Source organism: Sphingomonas sp. NIC1 (assembly GCF_001638925.1).
Taxonomy (GTDB): domain Bacteria; phylum Pseudomonadota; class Alphaproteobacteria; order Sphingomonadales; family Sphingomonadaceae; genus Sphingomonas; species Sphingomonas aquatilis.
The window spans coordinates 2,178,180-2,193,462 of sequence record NZ_CP015521.1 but is presented as its reverse complement, the minus strand read 5'-3'; the positions used below and the strand labels follow the sequence as shown (position 1 = coordinate 2,193,462).

At 67.1% G+C, this 15,283-nt stretch carries 15 protein-coding genes; 10 read left to right on the top strand and 5 right to left on the bottom strand.

Features of this window, described 5'->3' with window-relative positions:
* Nucleotides 1–119: 119 nt before the first annotated feature.
* Entirely contained in the window at nucleotides 120–1,406 is a 1,287-nt protein-coding gene (locus tag A7E77_RS10445; protein WP_063687810.1) for a 3-methyl-2-oxobutanoate dehydrogenase (2-methylpropanoyl-transferring) subunit alpha, read from the bottom strand.
* A gap of 310 nt (nucleotides 1,407–1,716) precedes the next feature.
* Nucleotides 1,717–2,718 carry a fumarylacetoacetate hydrolase family protein gene (locus A7E77_RS10440; protein WP_063687808.1) on the bottom strand — a complete coding sequence of 334 codons (1,002 nt, stop codon included), beginning with the start codon at nucleotides 2,716–2,718 and terminating at the stop codon, nucleotides 1,717–1,719.
* A gap of 270 nt (nucleotides 2,719–2,988) precedes the next feature.
* On the opposite strand from A7E77_RS10440, the gene A7E77_RS10435 reads away from it, so the two are divergent.
* The 3 genes from A7E77_RS10435 (at nucleotide 2,989) to A7E77_RS10425 (ending at nucleotide 6,168) form a co-directional block, all read left to right on the top strand.
* The gene (locus A7E77_RS10435) at nucleotides 2,989–4,143 is read left to right on the top strand and encodes an acyl-CoA dehydrogenase family protein (protein WP_063687806.1); all 1,155 of its coding nucleotides are present in this window, start codon (nucleotides 2,989–2,991) and stop codon (nucleotides 4,141–4,143) included.
* 286 nt (nucleotides 4,144–4,429) lie between these two features.
* Nucleotides 4,430–5,785, top strand: coding sequence for a DEAD/DEAH box helicase (locus A7E77_RS10430; RefSeq protein ID WP_017977710.1), 1,356 nt, complete (start codon nucleotides 4,430–4,432; stop codon nucleotides 5,783–5,785).
* A gap of 116 nt (nucleotides 5,786–5,901) precedes the next feature.
* Nucleotides 5,902–6,168 (top strand): hypothetical protein, encoded by a 267-nt coding sequence (locus A7E77_RS10425; RefSeq protein WP_043059739.1) that lies wholly within the window; start codon nucleotides 5,902–5,904, stop codon nucleotides 6,166–6,168.
* Between the two features lie 362 nt (nucleotides 6,169–6,530).
* Here A7E77_RS10425 and A7E77_RS10420 read toward each other — a convergent pair whose 3' ends face one another.
* The gene (locus A7E77_RS10420) at nucleotides 6,531–7,196 is read right to left on the bottom strand and encodes a nitroreductase (protein ID WP_063689881.1); all 666 of its coding nucleotides are present in this window, start codon (nucleotides 7,194–7,196) and stop codon (nucleotides 6,531–6,533) included.
* Between the two features lie 74 nt (nucleotides 7,197–7,270).
* Between A7E77_RS10420 and A7E77_RS10415 the strand changes: the two genes are divergently transcribed.
* Nucleotides 7,271–8,440, top strand: coding sequence for an acetyl-CoA C-acetyltransferase (locus A7E77_RS10415; RefSeq protein WP_063689878.1), 1,170 nt, complete (start codon nucleotides 7,271–7,273; stop codon nucleotides 8,438–8,440).
* Nucleotides 8,441–8,663: 223 nt separating this feature from the next.
* Nucleotides 8,664–9,446, top strand: coding sequence for an SDR family NAD(P)-dependent oxidoreductase (locus A7E77_RS10410; protein ID WP_063687804.1), 783 nt, complete (start codon nucleotides 8,664–8,666; stop codon nucleotides 9,444–9,446).
* A gap of 148 nt (nucleotides 9,447–9,594) precedes the next feature.
* Here A7E77_RS10410 and A7E77_RS10405 read toward each other — a convergent pair whose 3' ends face one another.
* Nucleotides 9,595–10,374: a crotonase/enoyl-CoA hydratase family protein gene (locus A7E77_RS10405; RefSeq protein WP_063687802.1), complete on the bottom strand. Its 780-nt coding sequence runs from the start codon at nucleotides 10,372–10,374 to the stop codon at nucleotides 9,595–9,597.
* Nucleotides 10,375–10,545: 171 nt separating this feature from the next.
* Between A7E77_RS10405 and A7E77_RS10400 the strand changes: the two genes are divergently transcribed.
* Nucleotides 10,546–10,971 carry a PaaI family thioesterase gene (locus A7E77_RS10400; RefSeq protein WP_017977704.1) on the top strand — a complete coding sequence of 142 codons (426 nt, stop codon included), beginning with the start codon at nucleotides 10,546–10,548 and terminating at the stop codon, nucleotides 10,969–10,971.
* Nucleotides 10,968–11,363, top strand: a complete 396-nt coding sequence (locus A7E77_RS10395; RefSeq protein WP_063687800.1) for a PaaI family thioesterase — start codon at nucleotides 10,968–10,970, stop codon at nucleotides 11,361–11,363. Before A7E77_RS10400 ends, A7E77_RS10395 begins: the two co-directional genes overlap by 4 nt.
* Before the next feature lie 161 nt (nucleotides 11,364–11,524).
* Here A7E77_RS10395 and A7E77_RS10390 read toward each other — a convergent pair whose 3' ends face one another.
* The gene (locus A7E77_RS10390) at nucleotides 11,525–12,664 is read right to left on the bottom strand and encodes a PQQ-dependent sugar dehydrogenase (protein ID WP_063687798.1); all 1,140 of its coding nucleotides are present in this window, start codon (nucleotides 12,662–12,664) and stop codon (nucleotides 11,525–11,527) included.
* A 173-nt stretch (nucleotides 12,665–12,837) separates the two neighbouring features.
* Between A7E77_RS10390 and rimP the strand changes: the two genes are divergently transcribed.
* The 3 genes from rimP to A7E77_RS10375 are packed head-to-tail and all read left to right on the top strand — an operon-like array spanning nucleotide 12,838 to nucleotide 15,270.
* Nucleotides 12,838–13,407: a ribosome maturation protein RimP gene (gene rimP, locus A7E77_RS10385; protein WP_063687796.1), complete on the top strand. Its 570-nt coding sequence runs from the start codon at nucleotides 12,838–12,840 to the stop codon at nucleotides 13,405–13,407.
* 1 nt (nucleotide 13,408) lies between these two features.
* Complete coding sequence (gene nusA, locus A7E77_RS10380; protein ID WP_017977700.1) at nucleotides 13,409–15,040, top strand: transcription termination factor NusA; 1,632 nt, start codon at nucleotides 13,409–13,411, stop codon at nucleotides 15,038–15,040.
* Nucleotides 15,040–15,270, top strand: coding sequence for a tautomerase family protein (locus tag A7E77_RS10375; RefSeq protein ID WP_017977699.1), 231 nt, complete (start codon nucleotides 15,040–15,042; stop codon nucleotides 15,268–15,270). Before nusA ends, A7E77_RS10375 begins: the two co-directional genes overlap by 1 nt.
* Nucleotides 15,271–15,283: the final 13 nt, after the last annotated feature.

Genomic DNA, 15,283 nt, shown 5'->3' with positions numbered 1-15,283 from the left:
GAGAGGGTGGGAGCCGCGAAGCGGCGGAAGGGTGAGGGTCGAAAGGCAGGCTGCCCTCACCCTTCCCACTGCCTCCGGCAGCGGGCCCCTTCCCTCTCCCGCTGGGAGAGGGAGATACATCACTTGCGCGCCCATGGCCGCCCGCTCGCTTCTTCCTCGGCGATCATCTGCGCCTGTTGCTCGCGCAGATGCCACGGCATCTCTTCGAACACGCCGTCGAACAGGCTGTCCAACGGCTGGTGCAGACCATGGCCGAGGATGCCGTTCTTCTCGGCGTCCTTCTGCTGCGCACGGACATATTCGGCTAGCTCGCGGTCCTGCGCGGCGTGGCGCTCTTCGTCCCATTCGCCGATGACGATGAGGTGCTGCTTCAGCCGCGCGATCGGATCGCCGAGCGGCCAGGCAGTCGGTTCGCCCGCGCTGCGATATTGCGTCGGATCGTCGGAGGTCGAATGGCCTTCCGCGCGATAGGTGAAATGCTCGATCAACGTCGGACCGGCGTTGGTGCGCGCACGCTCCGCTGCCCACAGCGTCGCGGCATAGACCGCGAGCGCGTCATTGCCGTCGACGCGCAGGCCGGCGATGCCATAGCCGATCGCACGCGCCGCGAAGGTCGTCGATTCGGCGCCCGCAAAGCCGGAAAAGCTCGAAATCGCCCACTGATTGTTGACGACGTTGAAGATCACCGGCGCGCGATAGACGGATGCGAAGGTGCAGGCCGAATGGAAGTCGCCCTCCGCGGTAGACCCCTCGCCGCACCAGGTCGCAGCGATGCGCGTGTCGCCCTTCGCCGCCGAGGCCATCGCCCAGCCGACGGCCTGCGGATATTGCGTGGTGAGGTTGCCGGAGATCGAGAAGAAGCCGAAATCCCTAGCCGAATACATGATCGGCAGCTGCTTGCCCTGCAGCTTGTCGCCGGTGTTCGAATAGATCTGGTTCATCATCTCGACCAGCGGATAGCCGCGCGCGATGAGCAGCCCCTGCTGGCGATAGGACGGGAAGCACATGTCGTCGGCGTCGAGCGCCTGCGCCGCGGCGATCGCCACCGCCTCTTCGCCGGTCGCCTTCATATAGAAGCTGGTCTTGCCCTGGCGCTGGGCGCGGAACATGCGCTCGTCGAAGGCGCGCAGCAGTGCCATGTTGCGCAGCATGCGGCGCAGCATGTCGGGCGACAGCTTGGGGTCCCACGGCCCGACCGCGCGCCCGTCCTCGTCGAGGACGCGCACCATCGTATAGGCGAGGTCAGTGAAATCGTGCGCCGATTCGGCGGTGTCGGGCCGTCGTGCGGCACCGGCCGGGGGAATGTCCACGCCGACGAAATCGACGGGATCGCCGGGGCGGAACTTGGGTTCCGGCACATGCAGCCGCAGCGGCTGCAAATTGGCGCGAGGATGCTCGCCGGCCACGTTTCTCTCCTGTCCGTGCCCCGCGGGAGTCGCCGGCACCGTTGATCGATACTTTCGCGCCGTTGTAATTAGATTTCAAGCGAGATTTTGGCTCGGTCCTCCCCCGCCAGGGGGAGGTGGCGCGCCCGCAGGGCGTGACGGAGGGGGAGGAAGGCGGTGTTCCTGCTACTCGGGATCGACCCTGTCCGCCCCCTCCACCCCCACGCTGGCGCGTGGCGGTCCCAGCATCGGGTCGGACCGTCCCCCGGACGATCCTTGAGCATGCGGGGCATGCGCAACCCGATGCTCCCTGGCGGGGGAGGAATTTTCGTCACCCCACGGTCTGTTCGATGACGCCGAAGATCGGGTGGTGCTTGTCGTCCTCCGCCCAGATACGCACCGTGTCGCCCGGCTTGAGGAACGGCGTCGTCGCCTTGCCGGTCGCGATCGTTTCGACGGTGCGCAGCTCGGCAAGACAGCAATAGCCGACGCCGCCCTCGGCGATCGTCTTGCCGGGGCCGCCATCGGCCCCGCGGTTGCTGACGGTGCCCGATCCGACGATCGTGCCCGCTCCCAGCGCGCGCGTCTTTGCGGCATGCGCGACGAGCGTGCCGAAATCGAAGGTCATGTCCTCGCCCGCCTCGACCCGGCCGAAGGGCTGACCGTTGAGGTCGACGTTAAGCTTGCGGTGGAGCTTGCCGTCCCGCCACCAGTCGCCCAGCGCATCGGGGGTCACGAACACAGGCGAGAAGGCGCTGGCGGGCTTCGACTGGAAGAAGCCGAAGCCCTTCGCCAACTCGCCGGGGATCAGGCCGCGCAGCGATACGTCGTTGGTCAGGCCGACGAGGCGGATCGCGGCGAGCGCCTCGTCGCGGCTTGCGCCCAGTGGTACGTCGCCGGTCACGACGACGACCTCCGCCTCCATGTCGCAGCCCCAGCTCTCGTCGCCGAGCGGAATAGGATCGCGGGGGGCGAGGAAGCCGTCCGATCCGCCCTGGTACATCAGCGGATCGTGCCAGAAGCTGTCCGGCATCTCGGCACCGCGCGCCTGCCGCACCAAGGCGACGTGGTTCACATAGGCCGACCCGTCCGCCCATTGATACGCCCGCGGCAGCGGCGAGGCAGCGTCATGCTCGTGGAAGCGTTCGCGCGGGATCACCGCATGCTCCAGGTCGGTCGCCAGATTCTGGAGGTCGGGCAGATACCGGTCCCAATCGTCGAGCGCCGCCTGCAACGTCGGCACGATATGGCCCGCATCCGCACACCAGGCGAGGTCGTTGGAGACGACGACGAGCCTGCCGTCACGCTTGTGCTTCAGACTGGCGAGTTTCATCGGGCATCCTCTTTTGGTTGGGCGCCCATGCTATCGTCGGCGGTGACGGGATGCACCGAAAAAGTCTCAGGCGTTACGATCTCCTCCATCCGTTCGTGCTGAGCCTGTCGAAGCACGGGTGGCCCCAGGCGCGGCGCTAGGGGAAACCCGCCCTTCGACAGGCTCAGGGCGAACGGCAGGGGTTTCCGAGGCTGTCCGTAACATTTGTTATTTTGACTTGACGGGGGCGCCTCTCGCCCGCAGCCTCAACCCAAACACAAGGAGAGGATCATGACGCTGGACGATGTCGCGGGCCGCAGCGCCTATGACGGGGATCACGAGGCGTTCCGGCAGAGCGTCCGCCAGTTCCTGCGCAAGGAAGGCGTGCCCAACGTGGCGGACTGGGAGGCGAACCGGCTGGTGCCGCCCGCCTTCTGGCGCGCGGCGGGGGCGGTCGGGATGCTGTGCCCGACGGTGCCGGAGGAATATGGCGGGCTGGGCCTCGACTTCGGCTATAACGCGATCGTCAACGAGGAGCTGACCTACAACGGCGTCCCCGCGGGCTTCACGCTGCAATCGGACATCGTCGTCGGCTATCTGGAGCATTACGGATCGGAGGAGCAGAAGCGCCACTGGCTGCCGCGCATGGTGTCGGGCGAGACGATCACTGCGATCGCGATGACCGAGCCGGGCACAGGCAGCGACCTCCAGTCGATCCGCACCACCGCGAAGCGCGACGGCAATCACTACGTCCTCAACGGCAGCAAGACCTATATCACCAACGGCCAGAACGCCGATCTGGTGCTGGTGGTCGCCAAGACCGATCCCGATGCCAAGCCCGCATGGCGGGGCATGTCGATCATCTTGGTCGAGGCGGAACGCGAGGGCTTTCGCCGCGGCCGCAAGCTCGACAAGATCGGGCAGGAGGCCGCGGACACGTCCGAATTGTTCTTCGACGATGTGCGCGTGCCCATCACCAATTGTCTGGGCGAAGAGGGCAAGGGCTTCGTCTATTTGATGAGCCAGCTGCCGCAGGAACGGCTGTCGATCGCGGTCGGCGCGCAGGCGTCGGCACAGAAGGCGTTCGACGATACCGTCGCCTTCACCAAGGATCGCAAGGCGTTCGCCGGCGTGGTGTTCGATTTCCAGAACACCCGCTTCGTGCTGGCGGGCATCAAGACGAAACTGCAGGTCGGCTGGGCGCATCTCGACTGGGCGATCCGCCGGCATCTCGCGGGTGAGCTGACCAACGAAGAGGGTGCGGCGGCGAAGCTGTGGCACACCGAATTGCAATGGGAGGTGCTCGACGCCTGCCTCCAACTGCATGGCGGCGCGGGCTATATGAACGAATATCCGATCGCGCGGGCGTGGCGCTCGGCGCGCGTGACCCGGATTTACGGCGGTACGAACGAGATCATGAAAGAGGTGATTGGGCGGGCGTTGTAAGCCTCGCCCTTCGTCATCCCGGCGAACGCCGGGATGACGAATCTCGGGGGAAGCGCGGACGCTCCACCCAAGCCCCACCTTGACTTTTGCGGCAGTGCAGCGCACATGCCGGACCATCGAGGCGTCATGCAGCGTGAACGGGTTGGCCCTGCCACCCCCGGCTCCGCCTCGGTCGTTAGCTGAAGGCTTCCCTTTTCACGCGGGGTGTCGGTTTCCCCCGCCGCACCGGCGTGCCCTCTCCTTCGGACGGCGCGCTGGCGAGGCCGTTTTTGAAGGTTGTTATTCCATGTCATTCGCTCATCTCGGCCTTGCCGAGCCGCTCGTCCGTGCGCTCGAGGCCAAGGGCTATGCCACCCCGACGCCGATCCAGGCGCAGTCAATCCCGATCCTGCTGGAAGGCAATGATCTGCTCGGTATCGCGCAGACCGGCACCGGCAAGACCGCGGCGTTCGTGCTGCCGTCGATCCAGCGCCTGGTCGCCGCGCAGAAGCGCGTGCTGCCGACGCATGTCCGCATGCTCGTCCTCGCTCCGACGCGCGAACTCGCCAGCCAGATCGCCGACAATGCGCGCGGCTATGGGCAGTTTTCCAAGCTCAGCGTCGCGACCGTGTTCGGCGGCACCAGCATCAACAAGAATCGCCAGGACCTGAGCCGCGGCGTCGACATCCTCGTCGCGACGCCGGGCCGCCTGATCGACCTGGTCGAGCAGGGCATGTGCAACCTGTCGATGATCGAGATTCTGGTGCTCGACGAAGCCGATCAGATGATGGATCTGGGCTTCATCCACGCGCTCAAGAAGATCGTGCGGATGATCCCGCGCAAGCGCCAGACACTGTTCTTCTCGGCGACGATGCCGACCGCGATCCGCGATCTCGCCGGTCAGTTCCTCACCAACCCGAAGACCGTGTCGGTGGTGCCGGAATCGACCACCGCCGAGCGCGTCGATCAGTATGTCACCTTCGTCAACCAGACGGAGAAGCAGGCGCTGCTGACGCTCGTGCTGCAGGACCCGGCGATCGATCGCGCGCTCGTCTTCACGCGCACCAAGCATGGCGCCGACCGTGTCGTGAAGCTGCTCGCCGGCAACGGCATCGCCGCGAACGCGATCCACGGCAACAAGAGCCAGGGCCAGCGCGAGCGGGCCTTGGGTGAGTTCAAGGACGGCAAGACCAAGGTGCTGGTCGCGACCGACATCGCCGCACGCGGCATCGACGTGTCGGGCGTCAGCCATGTCGTCAACTTCGAGCTGCCAAACGTCGCGGAACAGTATGTCCACCGCATCGGCCGCACCGCACGCGCGGGCAACAGCGGCATCGCCATCGCCTTCTGCGCCGATGACGAGCGGCCGTATCTGAAGGACATCGAGAAGATCACGCGTCAGAAGGTGACCGTGCGTCCGCTGCCGGACAATTTCACCGGCCTCGCCAACGAGATCAAGGCGACGCGCGTCAAGGCGATCGGTGCGGACCCCGCGCCGCGCGCCGACCTGCCGCGCGGCCAGCGCCAGCCGGCCCGCCCGCGCGCAACGCATGCGCCGACCGCGACGCGCAATTACGCCAACGCCAGCCGTCGTGGCGGCGGTGGCGGCCGCGGCCGTTCGGGCGGCGGCGGCCGTGGACAGGGTGCCGGCGCGGCGCGCTGATCCCCTTCCCTTCGCGACTTTAATGGCGGCCCGGCGAGCATCCCTCGCCGGGCCGTCATCGTATCCGGCAACCGCGTTGCGGGTTCGCGCATTGTCCATGGCAAAGGAGAGCAGCCATGGACGTGTCGACCACTCCCGTCGCCGAACGGATCGCCCGCGTGCTCGCCGGGCAGCGGATCAGCGTGAATGCCGGCGGCGATACCGAAAGCGCGAGCGATCAGGTGGATAGCGCATGGCGCGATTACCTGCCCGATGCGCTGGCGGTGCTGCGCACATTACGCGAGCCGGACCAGCGCATGGCCGCGGCAGGCGACCCGGCGGTGTGGGAACGGATGGTGCTGGCAGCGATCGAGGAGTCGAAGCCGGAGCGGGTAATTCTCTGATCTTCCGTCGCCCCGGACTTGATCCGGGGTCCCGCTTCTAGGGCCGATCAACATTCACCGTCGTGATGAAGTTTTCGACGAGCGGAAAGACATAAGACGAGCGGAAAGACATAAAGAGAAGAGAGTTTTGTTCGCGCGGAGGACGCGGAGATGTCACGCGCGTGGCAACGCTCCGCCTTGACCGCGACCGAGATAGACAGGCCGCTCGCGCGGCAAACGCGACACCTCTGCGTCCTCCGCGCCTCCGCGCGAACCGTCTTGTCTTTACCTCTTCGTATCGTGGCGTGAATAAATGTCGATCGGTCCTAAGACGGCCGTTAAGGAGCGGGACCCCGGATCAAGTCCGCGGTGACGGGATGGCGCTATTCCACCACGCTCAGCCACTCGTCCGCCGGTGCGCGCTCGCTGCGTAGCGCATTGGCCGGCGCGTCCGTATCCTCGAACCCGATCGCCACGCCGCAGAACAGCATCCGACCCTCGGGCAAGTCCAGAAACCGCCCCACCGTCTCGGGATACATCGCCCAGCATTCCTGCGGGCAGGTCGCCAGCCCCGCCTCGACCGCGAGCAGCATCAGCGTTTGCAGATACATGCCGAGGTCCGACCATTGCGGCGGCCCCATGCGTCGGTCCACCGAGCAGAAATACGCCGCCGGCGCCCCGAAGAAGCGATAATTGGCGGCGAACCAGCGCCGGCGCCCCGCCTTATCCTCCCGCGGAATGCCGATCCGATCGTACAGCGCCTCACCCACCGCAAAGCGCCGGCCGCGCCACGGGTCATCGAGTTCGGGCGGATAGATGGCATAGGCCGGCGTCTCGCTCTCGCCGCTCGCCAGCCGATCGGCCATGATGGCTTTCAGCCGCGCCATCGCGTCGCCCTGCACGATCTGCACGTGCCACGGCTGAAGGTTGCCGCCCGAGGGCGCCCGCGCCGCCGCCTCGGCGAGGTCCCGCAACTGCGCCAGCGGCACCGGCGTATCGAGGAACCCGCGCACCGATCGTCGTGCCGCCACCGCCTGTCGAACGTCCATCGTCACCCTCTTGCGCTTTGCCATGGATTACGCGACACATCGCCACAATAACAAGAGTTATGGAGAGCGAAGCGATGGCGGAGGCCTATATCGTCCAGGCGGTGCGGACCGCGGGCGGACGGCGCGGCGGGCGGCTGGCGGGCTGGCACCCGGCGGACATGGCAGGAGCGACGCTCGACGCGATCGTCGGACGGAGCGGCATCGATCCCGCCGCGATCGAAGACGTCATCATGGGCTGCGTCAGCCAGGGCGGCGAACAGAGCTTCCAGGTCGGGCGTGGCGCGGTGCTCGCCTCGTCGCTGCCGACCAGCGTGCCCGCCGTCACGATCGACCGCCAGTGCGGATCGTCGCAACAGGCGATCCAGTTCGCCGCGCAGGCGGTGATGAGCGGGACGCAGGACGTCGTGATCGCCGCGGGCGTCGAAAGCATGACGCGCGTACCGATGGGCTCGACCGGCGCGCTGTTCGCACAGGCCGGCCTCGGCAAGGCGAAAAGCCCGCGGCAGGAGGCGCGCTTTCCCGGCGTGCAGTTCAGCCAGTTCATGGGCGCCGAGATGATCGCGCGCAAATACGGTTTCGACCGGGCCCAGCTCGACGCCTATGCGCTCGAAAGCCACCGCCGCGCTGCTGCGGCGACCGAGGCTGGCGCCTTCGCCGACGAGATCGTCGGGCTGGAGGTGGAGACGCCCGAGGGAACGGTGATCCACGACCGCGACGAGGGCATCCGCTACGACGCGACGCCGGAAAGCATCGGCGCGGTGAAGCTGTTGCAGGAAGGCGGCGCGATCACCGCCGCCAACGCCAGCCAGATCTGCGACGGCGCGAGTGCGGTCATGGTGGTGAGCGAGGCAGCGCTGAAGGCGCATGGCCTGACGCCCCTCGCCCGCATCCACAATCTGACCGTCACCGGCGGCGATCCCGTCGTGATGCTGGAAGAGCCGTTGTTCGCCACGGATCGCGCCTTGCAGCGCGCCGGGATGCGGATCGACGACATCGACCTGTATGAGGTGAACGAGGCTTTCGCGCCGGTGCCGCTCGCCTGGTTGCAGCATACCGGCGGCGATCCGGCGAAGCTCAACGTCAATGGCGGGGCGATCGCTCTCGGCCATCCGCTCGGCGCGTCGGGCACGAAGCTGATGGCGACGCTGGTCCACGCGCTGCACGCGCGCGGCGGGCGGTACGGCTTGCAGACGATGTGCGAAGGCGGCGGCATCGCCAACGTCACGATCGTCGAGCGGCTGTAAAATTCCTCCCTCGCTTCAGCGGGGGAGGGGGACCGCGGCCGAAGGCCGTGGTGGAGGGGGCGCTTCCACGAGCGCGACGTTCGCCGCTTACCTCCCCCTCCGTCACCGCTTCGCGGCGCCACCGTGCGAGGTCGATCATGCCCCCGGCATGATCTTGAACGGCCGGGGGCCGTTCATCCTCACACGCCCTGGCGGGGGAGGACTCAATAGGAAGGGGATCATCATGCATATCACGAACACCACCGCCGCGGTCGTCACCGGTGGCGCATCCGGGCTCGGCGCGGCCACCGCACGCGCGCTGGCGGCAAAGGGCGCGAAGGTCGCGATCTTCGACCTGCAACGCGAGAAGGGCGAGGCGCTCGCCGCGGAGATCGGCGGCATCTTCTGCGAAGTGAACGTCACCAGCGACGACAGCGTCGACGCCGGCTTCGCCAGGGCGCGCGAGGCGCACGGGCAGGAATCGGTGCTGGTCTGCTGCGCCGGCACGGGCAATGCGGTGAAGACCGCCAGCCGATCGAAGGAAGACGGCAGCATCAAGCACTTCCCGCTCCAGGCGTTCGACTGGCTCATCCAGATCAATTTGGTCGGCACGTTCCGCTGCGTCGCCAAGTCCGCGGCCGGCATGCTGACGCTGGAACCGGGCGAGCATAACGAACGCGGCGCGATCGTGATGACCGCCAGCGTCGCGGCGGAGGACGGCCAGATCGGCCAGGCGGCCTATTCCGCGTCGAAGGGCGGCGTCGTCGGCATGACGCTCCCCATCGCACGCGACCTGATGGGCGAAGGCATTCGCGTGAACACGATTCTGCCCGGCATCTTCGACACGCCGCTGCTGCAAGGCGCGCCGCAGCCGGTGAAGGATGCGCTGGCGGCGAGCGTGCCCTTCCCGAAGCGGCTGGGCGATCCGGCGGAATATGCGCACCTCGCCATGACGTTGATCGAGAACGGCTATTTCAACGGCGAGGATATCCGCCTCGACGGCGGCATCCGCATGGCGCCGCGGTAATCCCCGAAACACCCCGTCACCCCGTCACCCCGGACTTGTTCCGGGGTCCACTCCGCGGCGGGGGGGACGGCAGGAGCCTCTTGTCATCCCCTTGCCGCCCGGTGGACCCCGGACCAAGTCCGGGGTGACGAGGAAGGAGAAGCCCCCCTCAATCCATGAACACCGGCGCCCGCTTGGCCATGTTCGCCGCGACCGCCTCCATCATATTGGGTTTGCCGATCACCTTCAGCTGCTCGGCCGTCTCTGCCTCCAGCATCGCGCGTGGGTCGGCGTCGTGCGCCATGTTGAGCAGGCGCTTCGCCCCGCGGATCGCATGCGGGCTGCGCCTGGCGATCTCGCGCGCCAGCGCCATGGCGGCCTCGTAAGGGTCGTCCGTCAGCCGCGTGACGAAGCCGTGGTGCAGCGCCTCCGCCGCATCGAATTCGCGCGCGGTATAGACCAGCTCGCGCAGCACGTCGTCGCGCACCAGCCCGCGCCAGATCGGGAAGCCCGCCATGTCGGGCACCAGCCCCCAATGCGTCTCGCGGATCGCGAAGCGCGTGTCTGGCGCGGCGATGCGGATGCAGGCGCCCGACATGATCTGGAAGCCGCCGCCGAAGGCGACGCCATGCACCGCGGCGATCACCGGCATCGGCAGCTGGCGCCAGCCCCAGGTGACATGCTGCGGCAGGATGCTGCCCTGATCATTGCGCGCGATCCCCGTGCCGGACCCGCCGCGCGCCATGCTCGCCATGTCGAGGCCGGCGCAGAACCCCCGCCCCTCACCCGACAGCACGACGCAGCGCACGTCGGTGCGATCCGCCAGCGCATCGATCGCCGCGCCGATCGCTTCGAACATCGCAGGATCGATCGCGTTCATCTTGTCCGCCCGCGTCAGGCGGACGTCGGCAATGCCGTCGGTGATGGTCGTGGTAACGCGGTCGTTCATGGCTCTCTCCCAAATCCTGCCCGTTCGCCCTGAGCCTGTCGAAGGGCAGGTGGCCGCCACCGTGCTTCGACAGGCTCAGCACGAACGGCGTGCAGATGCGTTCATGCTTTACCGCACGCTACCTGCTCGCCCCGCGTTGCGCCACCGGGCGCGGCGTGTAGAGACGGGGTCATGAGCGGTTTCAACTTAGAGGCGTTCATGGCGCATCGCTTCGGCGGCCATGGCGGCGCAGTGGGTATCACCTATCACGGCAGGGACGACGATTGGGTCGAGCTGGCGCTCCCCTACGATGCGCGGCTGATCGGCGATGTCGACAGCGGCGTCCTCGCGTCCGGCCCTATCATCGCGCTGATGGACATGGCGACCAGCGTCGCGGTGTGGATCAAGCGCGACAAGTTCGCGCCCCAGGCAACCCTGGACCTGCGCGTCGATTACCTGCGGCCCGCGGTGCCGGGGCGGACCGTGATCGGGCGCGGCGAATGCCTGAAGCTGACCCGCTCGATCGCCTTCGTCCGCGGCATCGCTTACGACGAAACGCCCGACGATCCGCTGGCGCATGTCGCGGGCACCTTCATGCTGATGGACCAGATGGCATGAACACGCAGCACGCTTTACCGCCTTATGCCGAGATGCTCGGCGTGACGCTGGAGCCACGCGACGGCGCCGCGCCGCTGCTGGTGATGCCCTTCCGCAACGAAGTGCTCGGCCGCCCCGGCTTCCTGCACGGCGGGGCGATCTCGGGCCTGCTGGAGGTCGCGGCGATCGTGTCGTTGCAGCATGCGCTGGCCGAAGAGGGTGGCGGGCGGATCAAGCCCGTCAACGTCACCGTCGACTTCATGCGCGGCGGCCGTGACAAGCCGACGCATGCCGAGGGGATCGTGACGCGGCTCGGCACGCGCGTCGCGAACGTCGAGGCGGTCGCCTGGCAGGACGACCGCGACAAGCCGATCGCGCACGCGCGGATGAACTATCTGGTGGTGCGGGACTGAGCCAATTCCCCCCTCGGCGCAGCCGGGGGAGGGGGGACCGCGGCCGTCAAACCGTGGTGGAGGGGGCGTTTCCGCGAGCGCCACGCTCACCGTCTCCTCCCCCTCCGTCACCGCGTCGCGGCGCCACCTCCCCCTGGCGGGGGAGGAATTATCTACGCCCCTTACCGCGGCGTCAGTCGGATCAGCCGCCCCTGCGACTCGCCGCCGTCCTCGATCACCCAGATCGCGCCGTCCGGCCCCTGTTCGACGTCACGGATCCGTGCGCCCATGGGCCATTGGTCGGCCTTCTTCGCAGTCTGCCCGTCGAGATCGACGCGAACCAGCGACCTGGACGACAGGCCACCGATGAAGGCATCACCCTTCCACGCCGGGAAGAGGTTGCCCGAATAGATCATCAGCCCGCCCGGCGAGATCACCGGGTTCCACCACACCTTGGGCGGTTCGTAGCCGTCGCCGGGGCGGTGATCGGGAATGTCGCGGCCGTCGTAATGGCTGCCGTTCGATGCATTGGGCCAGCCATAGTTGCGCCCGGGCATGATGAGGTTCAGTTCATCGCCGCCCTTCGGCCCCATCTCCTGCTCCCACAACCGCCCCTGCGCATCGAAGGCGATCCCGAGCAGGTTGCGGTGGCCATAGCTCCACACCTCCGGCGCGAACCCCTTGGCGACCAGCGGATTGCCCAGCGCGGGCTTGCCGTCGAGCGTCAGGCGCAGCACCTTGCCCAGCGTCGCCTGCGGGTCCTGCGCCGGCGTGAACTTCTGCCGCTCGCCATTGGTGAAGAACAGGCTCTGGCCATCGGGCGCGAAGGCGATGCGGCCCGAATAATGGCCGTTACCTTCGACGAAGGGACGCGCCTGGAACAGCGCCTCGATCTCGCCGAGGCGTTCGCTCGCCCCCTCGCCGCGAAGCCGGCCGCGGGCGAGCACGACGCCCTTGCCGCCCTGACCGGCGGTCGAATAGCTGAAATAGATGCGCTTGCTGGTCGCGAAATCGGGCGCGGGCACCACGTCCATCAATCCGCCCTGCCCCGCCGAATCGACGGGCAGTGTCGCGATCGTCTGGCGGCGCTTGCCGTCGGCCGACAGCAGGATCATCTGCCCCGCCTTTTCGGTGACGAGGATGCGATTGTCCGGCAGGAACGCCAGCGCCCAGGGCGAGACGAAATCGGCGACCACCGTCTCGCGGAACGGCTTGGCACTGGGCGGCGTCTCACCAGCCTGCGCGCCCTCCCCGGTCGCGGGGGCGTTGCCCGAACAGGCGATCAGGGCCACCGGCAAGGCGGCGAGCAGGTGCAGGCGCATGAATGTCTCCCTTTTTATCGGTGCAGCGAACGCACGGGCCCGCACGATGGATGCTTGTTTCTATGCGGGCGCCGGCGTATATAGCCGCTGCCTTCTCTAACATCGTCAGGTGAAAGAGGCTGCGGGGGACCCCTTCCGCGGCGGCGAACACGCATATCTGTTTTGGAGCCCGCATGGCGGACATCGCCCTTCTGACCGCATTGATCGAACCCGAAGCCAAAGCGCTGGGTTTCGACCTCGTGCGCGTGAAGATGTTCGGCGGCAAATCCGACCCCACGCTCCAGATCATGGCCGAACGGCCCGACACCGGCCAGCTGACGATCGACGATTGCGCCGATCTGTCGCGCCGCATCTCGGACGTGCTCGACGCGCTGGAGGCCGAGGGCAAGGACCCGATCGAGGACGCCTATCGCCTCGAAGTGTCGTCGCCCGGCATCGACCGCCCGCTCACCCGCCCGCAGGATTACGTCAATTGGGCGGGACATGAGGCGAAGGTGACGCTGGTCGAGAAGATCGACAACCGCAAGATCCTGACCGGCGATCTGGTCGGGATCGAAGGTGATCAGGTGACAATCGACGTACGCGGCTATCGGCCGATGACCGTCGGACTCGACCAGATCCACGACGCGAAGCTGACGATCACCGATCGCCTGCTCGCCGCCACCGCGCCGCTTTCCAGCGAAGGCGCGGACGAATTCGAAGAAACAGACGACACCGACGCATCCAACGAAGGACAGCAGTAAGATGGCCACCGTCGCCACCGCCAACCGCGCGGAACTGATCGCGATCGCCAATTCGGTCGCATCGGAAAAGATGATCGACAAGAGCATCGTGATCGAGGCTCTTGAGGAAGCGATCCAGCGCGCGGCCAAGACCCGCTACGGCATCGAGAACGACATCCGCGCGAAGCTCGACCCGCAGACCGGCGACCTGCGCCTGTGGCGCGTCGTCGAGGTGGTCGAGGCGGTCGACGATTATTTCAAGCAGGTCGACGTCAACCAGGCGCAAAAGCTGCAGAAGGGCGCGACCGTCGGCGACTATATCGTCGATCCGCTGCCCCCGATCGAATTCGGCCGCATCCAGGCGCAGGCATCCAAGCAGATCATCTTCCAGAAGGTCCGCGACGCCGAGCGCGAGCGCCAGTATGAAGAGTTCAAGGACCGCCAGGGCGAGATCATCACCGGCGTCGTCAAGCGCGTCGAGTTCGGCCATATCGTCGTCGACCTGGGCCGCGCCGAGGGCGTCATCCGCCGCGACCAGCAGATCCCGCGCGAAGTCGTCCGCGTCAACGACCGCATCCGCTCGCTGATCCTCAACGTTCGCCGCGAGAACCGCGGCCCGCAGATCTTCCTCAGCCGCGCGCACCCCGACTTCATGAAGAAGCTGTTCGCGCAGGAAGTGCCCGAAATCTACGACGGCATCATCACCATTCAGGCGGCGGCGCGCGACCCCGGTTCGCGCGCGAAGATCGGCGTCATCAGCCGCGATTCGTCGATCGACCCGGTCGGCGCCTGCGTCGGCATGAAGGGCAGCCGCGTCCAGGCCGTCGTGCAGGAAATGCAGGGCGAAAAGATCGACATCATCCCCTGGTCGCCCGACACCGCGACCTTCGTCGTCAACGCGTTGCAGCCGGCATCGGTCAGCCGCGTCGTGATCGACGAGGAAGAGGACCGGATCGAGGTGGTCGTGCCCGACGACCAGCTCAGCCTCGCCATCGGCCGCCGCGGCCAGAACGTCCGCCTCGCCAGCCAGCTGACCGGCAAGGCGATCGACATCCTGACCGAAGCCGACGCGAGCGAAAAGCGCCAGAAGGAGTTCGTTCAGAATTCCGAGATGTTCCAGAACGAACTGGACGTCGACGAGACGCTGGCGCAGCTGCTGGTCGCCGAAGGCTTCGGCGCGCTGGAAGAGGTCGCCTATGTCGAGCTGGACGAATTGGCCGGCATCGAGGGCTTCGACGAGGACCTCGCGCAGGAACTGCAAAGCCGTGCACAGGAAGCGCTCGACCGCCGCGAGGCCGCCGCGCGTGACGAACGTCGTGCGCTGGGCGTCGAGGACGCGCTCGCCGACATGCCGTACCTGACCGAAGCGATGCTGGTCACGCTCGGCAAGGCGGGCATCAAGACGCTCGACGACCTTGCCGACCTCGCCACCGACGAACTGGTCGAGAAGAAGCGCGCCGAGCCGCGTCGCCGCAACGAGGACGCGCCCAAGCGCCCCGAACCGAAGGGTGGTATTCTCGCCGAATACGGTCTCAGCGACGAGCAGGGTAACGAGATCATCATGGCCGCGCGCCAGCATTGGTTCGAGGACGAAGCGCCGGCAGCCGCCGATGCCCCCGCCTCGACCGACGCGTCGGAGGGTGAGGAGGCCTGATGCCTTTCGTCTCGATCCGACTGGCCGGCTCCGCGACCAAGGAGCAGAAGGCAGGGGTCGTCGCGGACGTGACGGCCAGCCTCGTCACGCGCCTCGGCAAGAATCCCGCCGCGGTCCAGATCGTGATCGAGGAAGTGTCGACGGAAAATTACGGCGCCGGCGGTCAGCTGATCGCCGACCGCGATGCGCCCCAAGTGCGGGAGGACGCTGATGCGGTTCCCTCGCAATGAGACGCTGACGGTT

What these genes read in the sequence shown, in the direction of transcription:
- A7E77_RS10395 (WP_063687800.1), top strand. Translation starts at nt 10,968, where the DNA reads ATGAACACGCAGCACGCTTTACCGCCTTATGCCGAGATGCTCGGCGTG.
- A7E77_RS10430 (WP_017977710.1), top strand. Translation starts at nt 4,430, where the DNA reads ATGTCATTCGCTCATCTCGGCCTTGCCGAGCCGCTCGTCCGTGCGCTC.
- A7E77_RS10440 (WP_063687808.1), bottom strand. Translation starts at nt 2,718, where the DNA reads ATGAAACTCGCCAGTCTGAAGCACAAGCGTGACGGCAGGCTCGTCGTC.
- rimP (WP_063687796.1), top strand. Translation starts at nt 12,838, where the DNA reads ATGGCGGACATCGCCCTTCTGACCGCATTGATCGAACCCGAAGCCAAA.
- A7E77_RS10415 (WP_063689878.1), top strand. Translation starts at nt 7,271, where the DNA reads ATGGCGGAGGCCTATATCGTCCAGGCGGTGCGGACCGCGGGCGGACGG.
- A7E77_RS10420 (WP_063689881.1), bottom strand. Translation starts at nt 7,196, where the DNA reads ATGGACGTTCGACAGGCGGTGGCGGCACGACGATCGGTGCGCGGGTTC.
- A7E77_RS10405 (WP_063687802.1), bottom strand. Translation starts at nt 10,374, where the DNA reads ATGAACGACCGCGTTACCACGACCATCACCGACGGCATTGCCGACGTC.
- A7E77_RS10410 (WP_063687804.1), top strand. Translation starts at nt 8,664, where the DNA reads ATGCATATCACGAACACCACCGCCGCGGTCGTCACCGGTGGCGCATCC.
- A7E77_RS10425 (WP_043059739.1), top strand. Translation starts at nt 5,902, where the DNA reads ATGGACGTGTCGACCACTCCCGTCGCCGAACGGATCGCCCGCGTGCTC.
- A7E77_RS10390 (WP_063687798.1), bottom strand. Translation starts at nt 12,664, where the DNA reads ATGCGCCTGCACCTGCTCGCCGCCTTGCCGGTGGCCCTGATCGCCTGT.
- A7E77_RS10400 (WP_017977704.1), top strand. Translation starts at nt 10,546, where the DNA reads ATGAGCGGTTTCAACTTAGAGGCGTTCATGGCGCATCGCTTCGGCGGC.
- nusA (WP_017977700.1), top strand. Translation starts at nt 13,409, where the DNA reads ATGGCCACCGTCGCCACCGCCAACCGCGCGGAACTGATCGCGATCGCC.
- A7E77_RS10375 (WP_017977699.1), top strand. Translation starts at nt 15,040, where the DNA reads ATGCCTTTCGTCTCGATCCGACTGGCCGGCTCCGCGACCAAGGAGCAG.
- A7E77_RS10435 (WP_063687806.1), top strand. Translation starts at nt 2,989, where the DNA reads ATGACGCTGGACGATGTCGCGGGCCGCAGCGCCTATGACGGGGATCAC.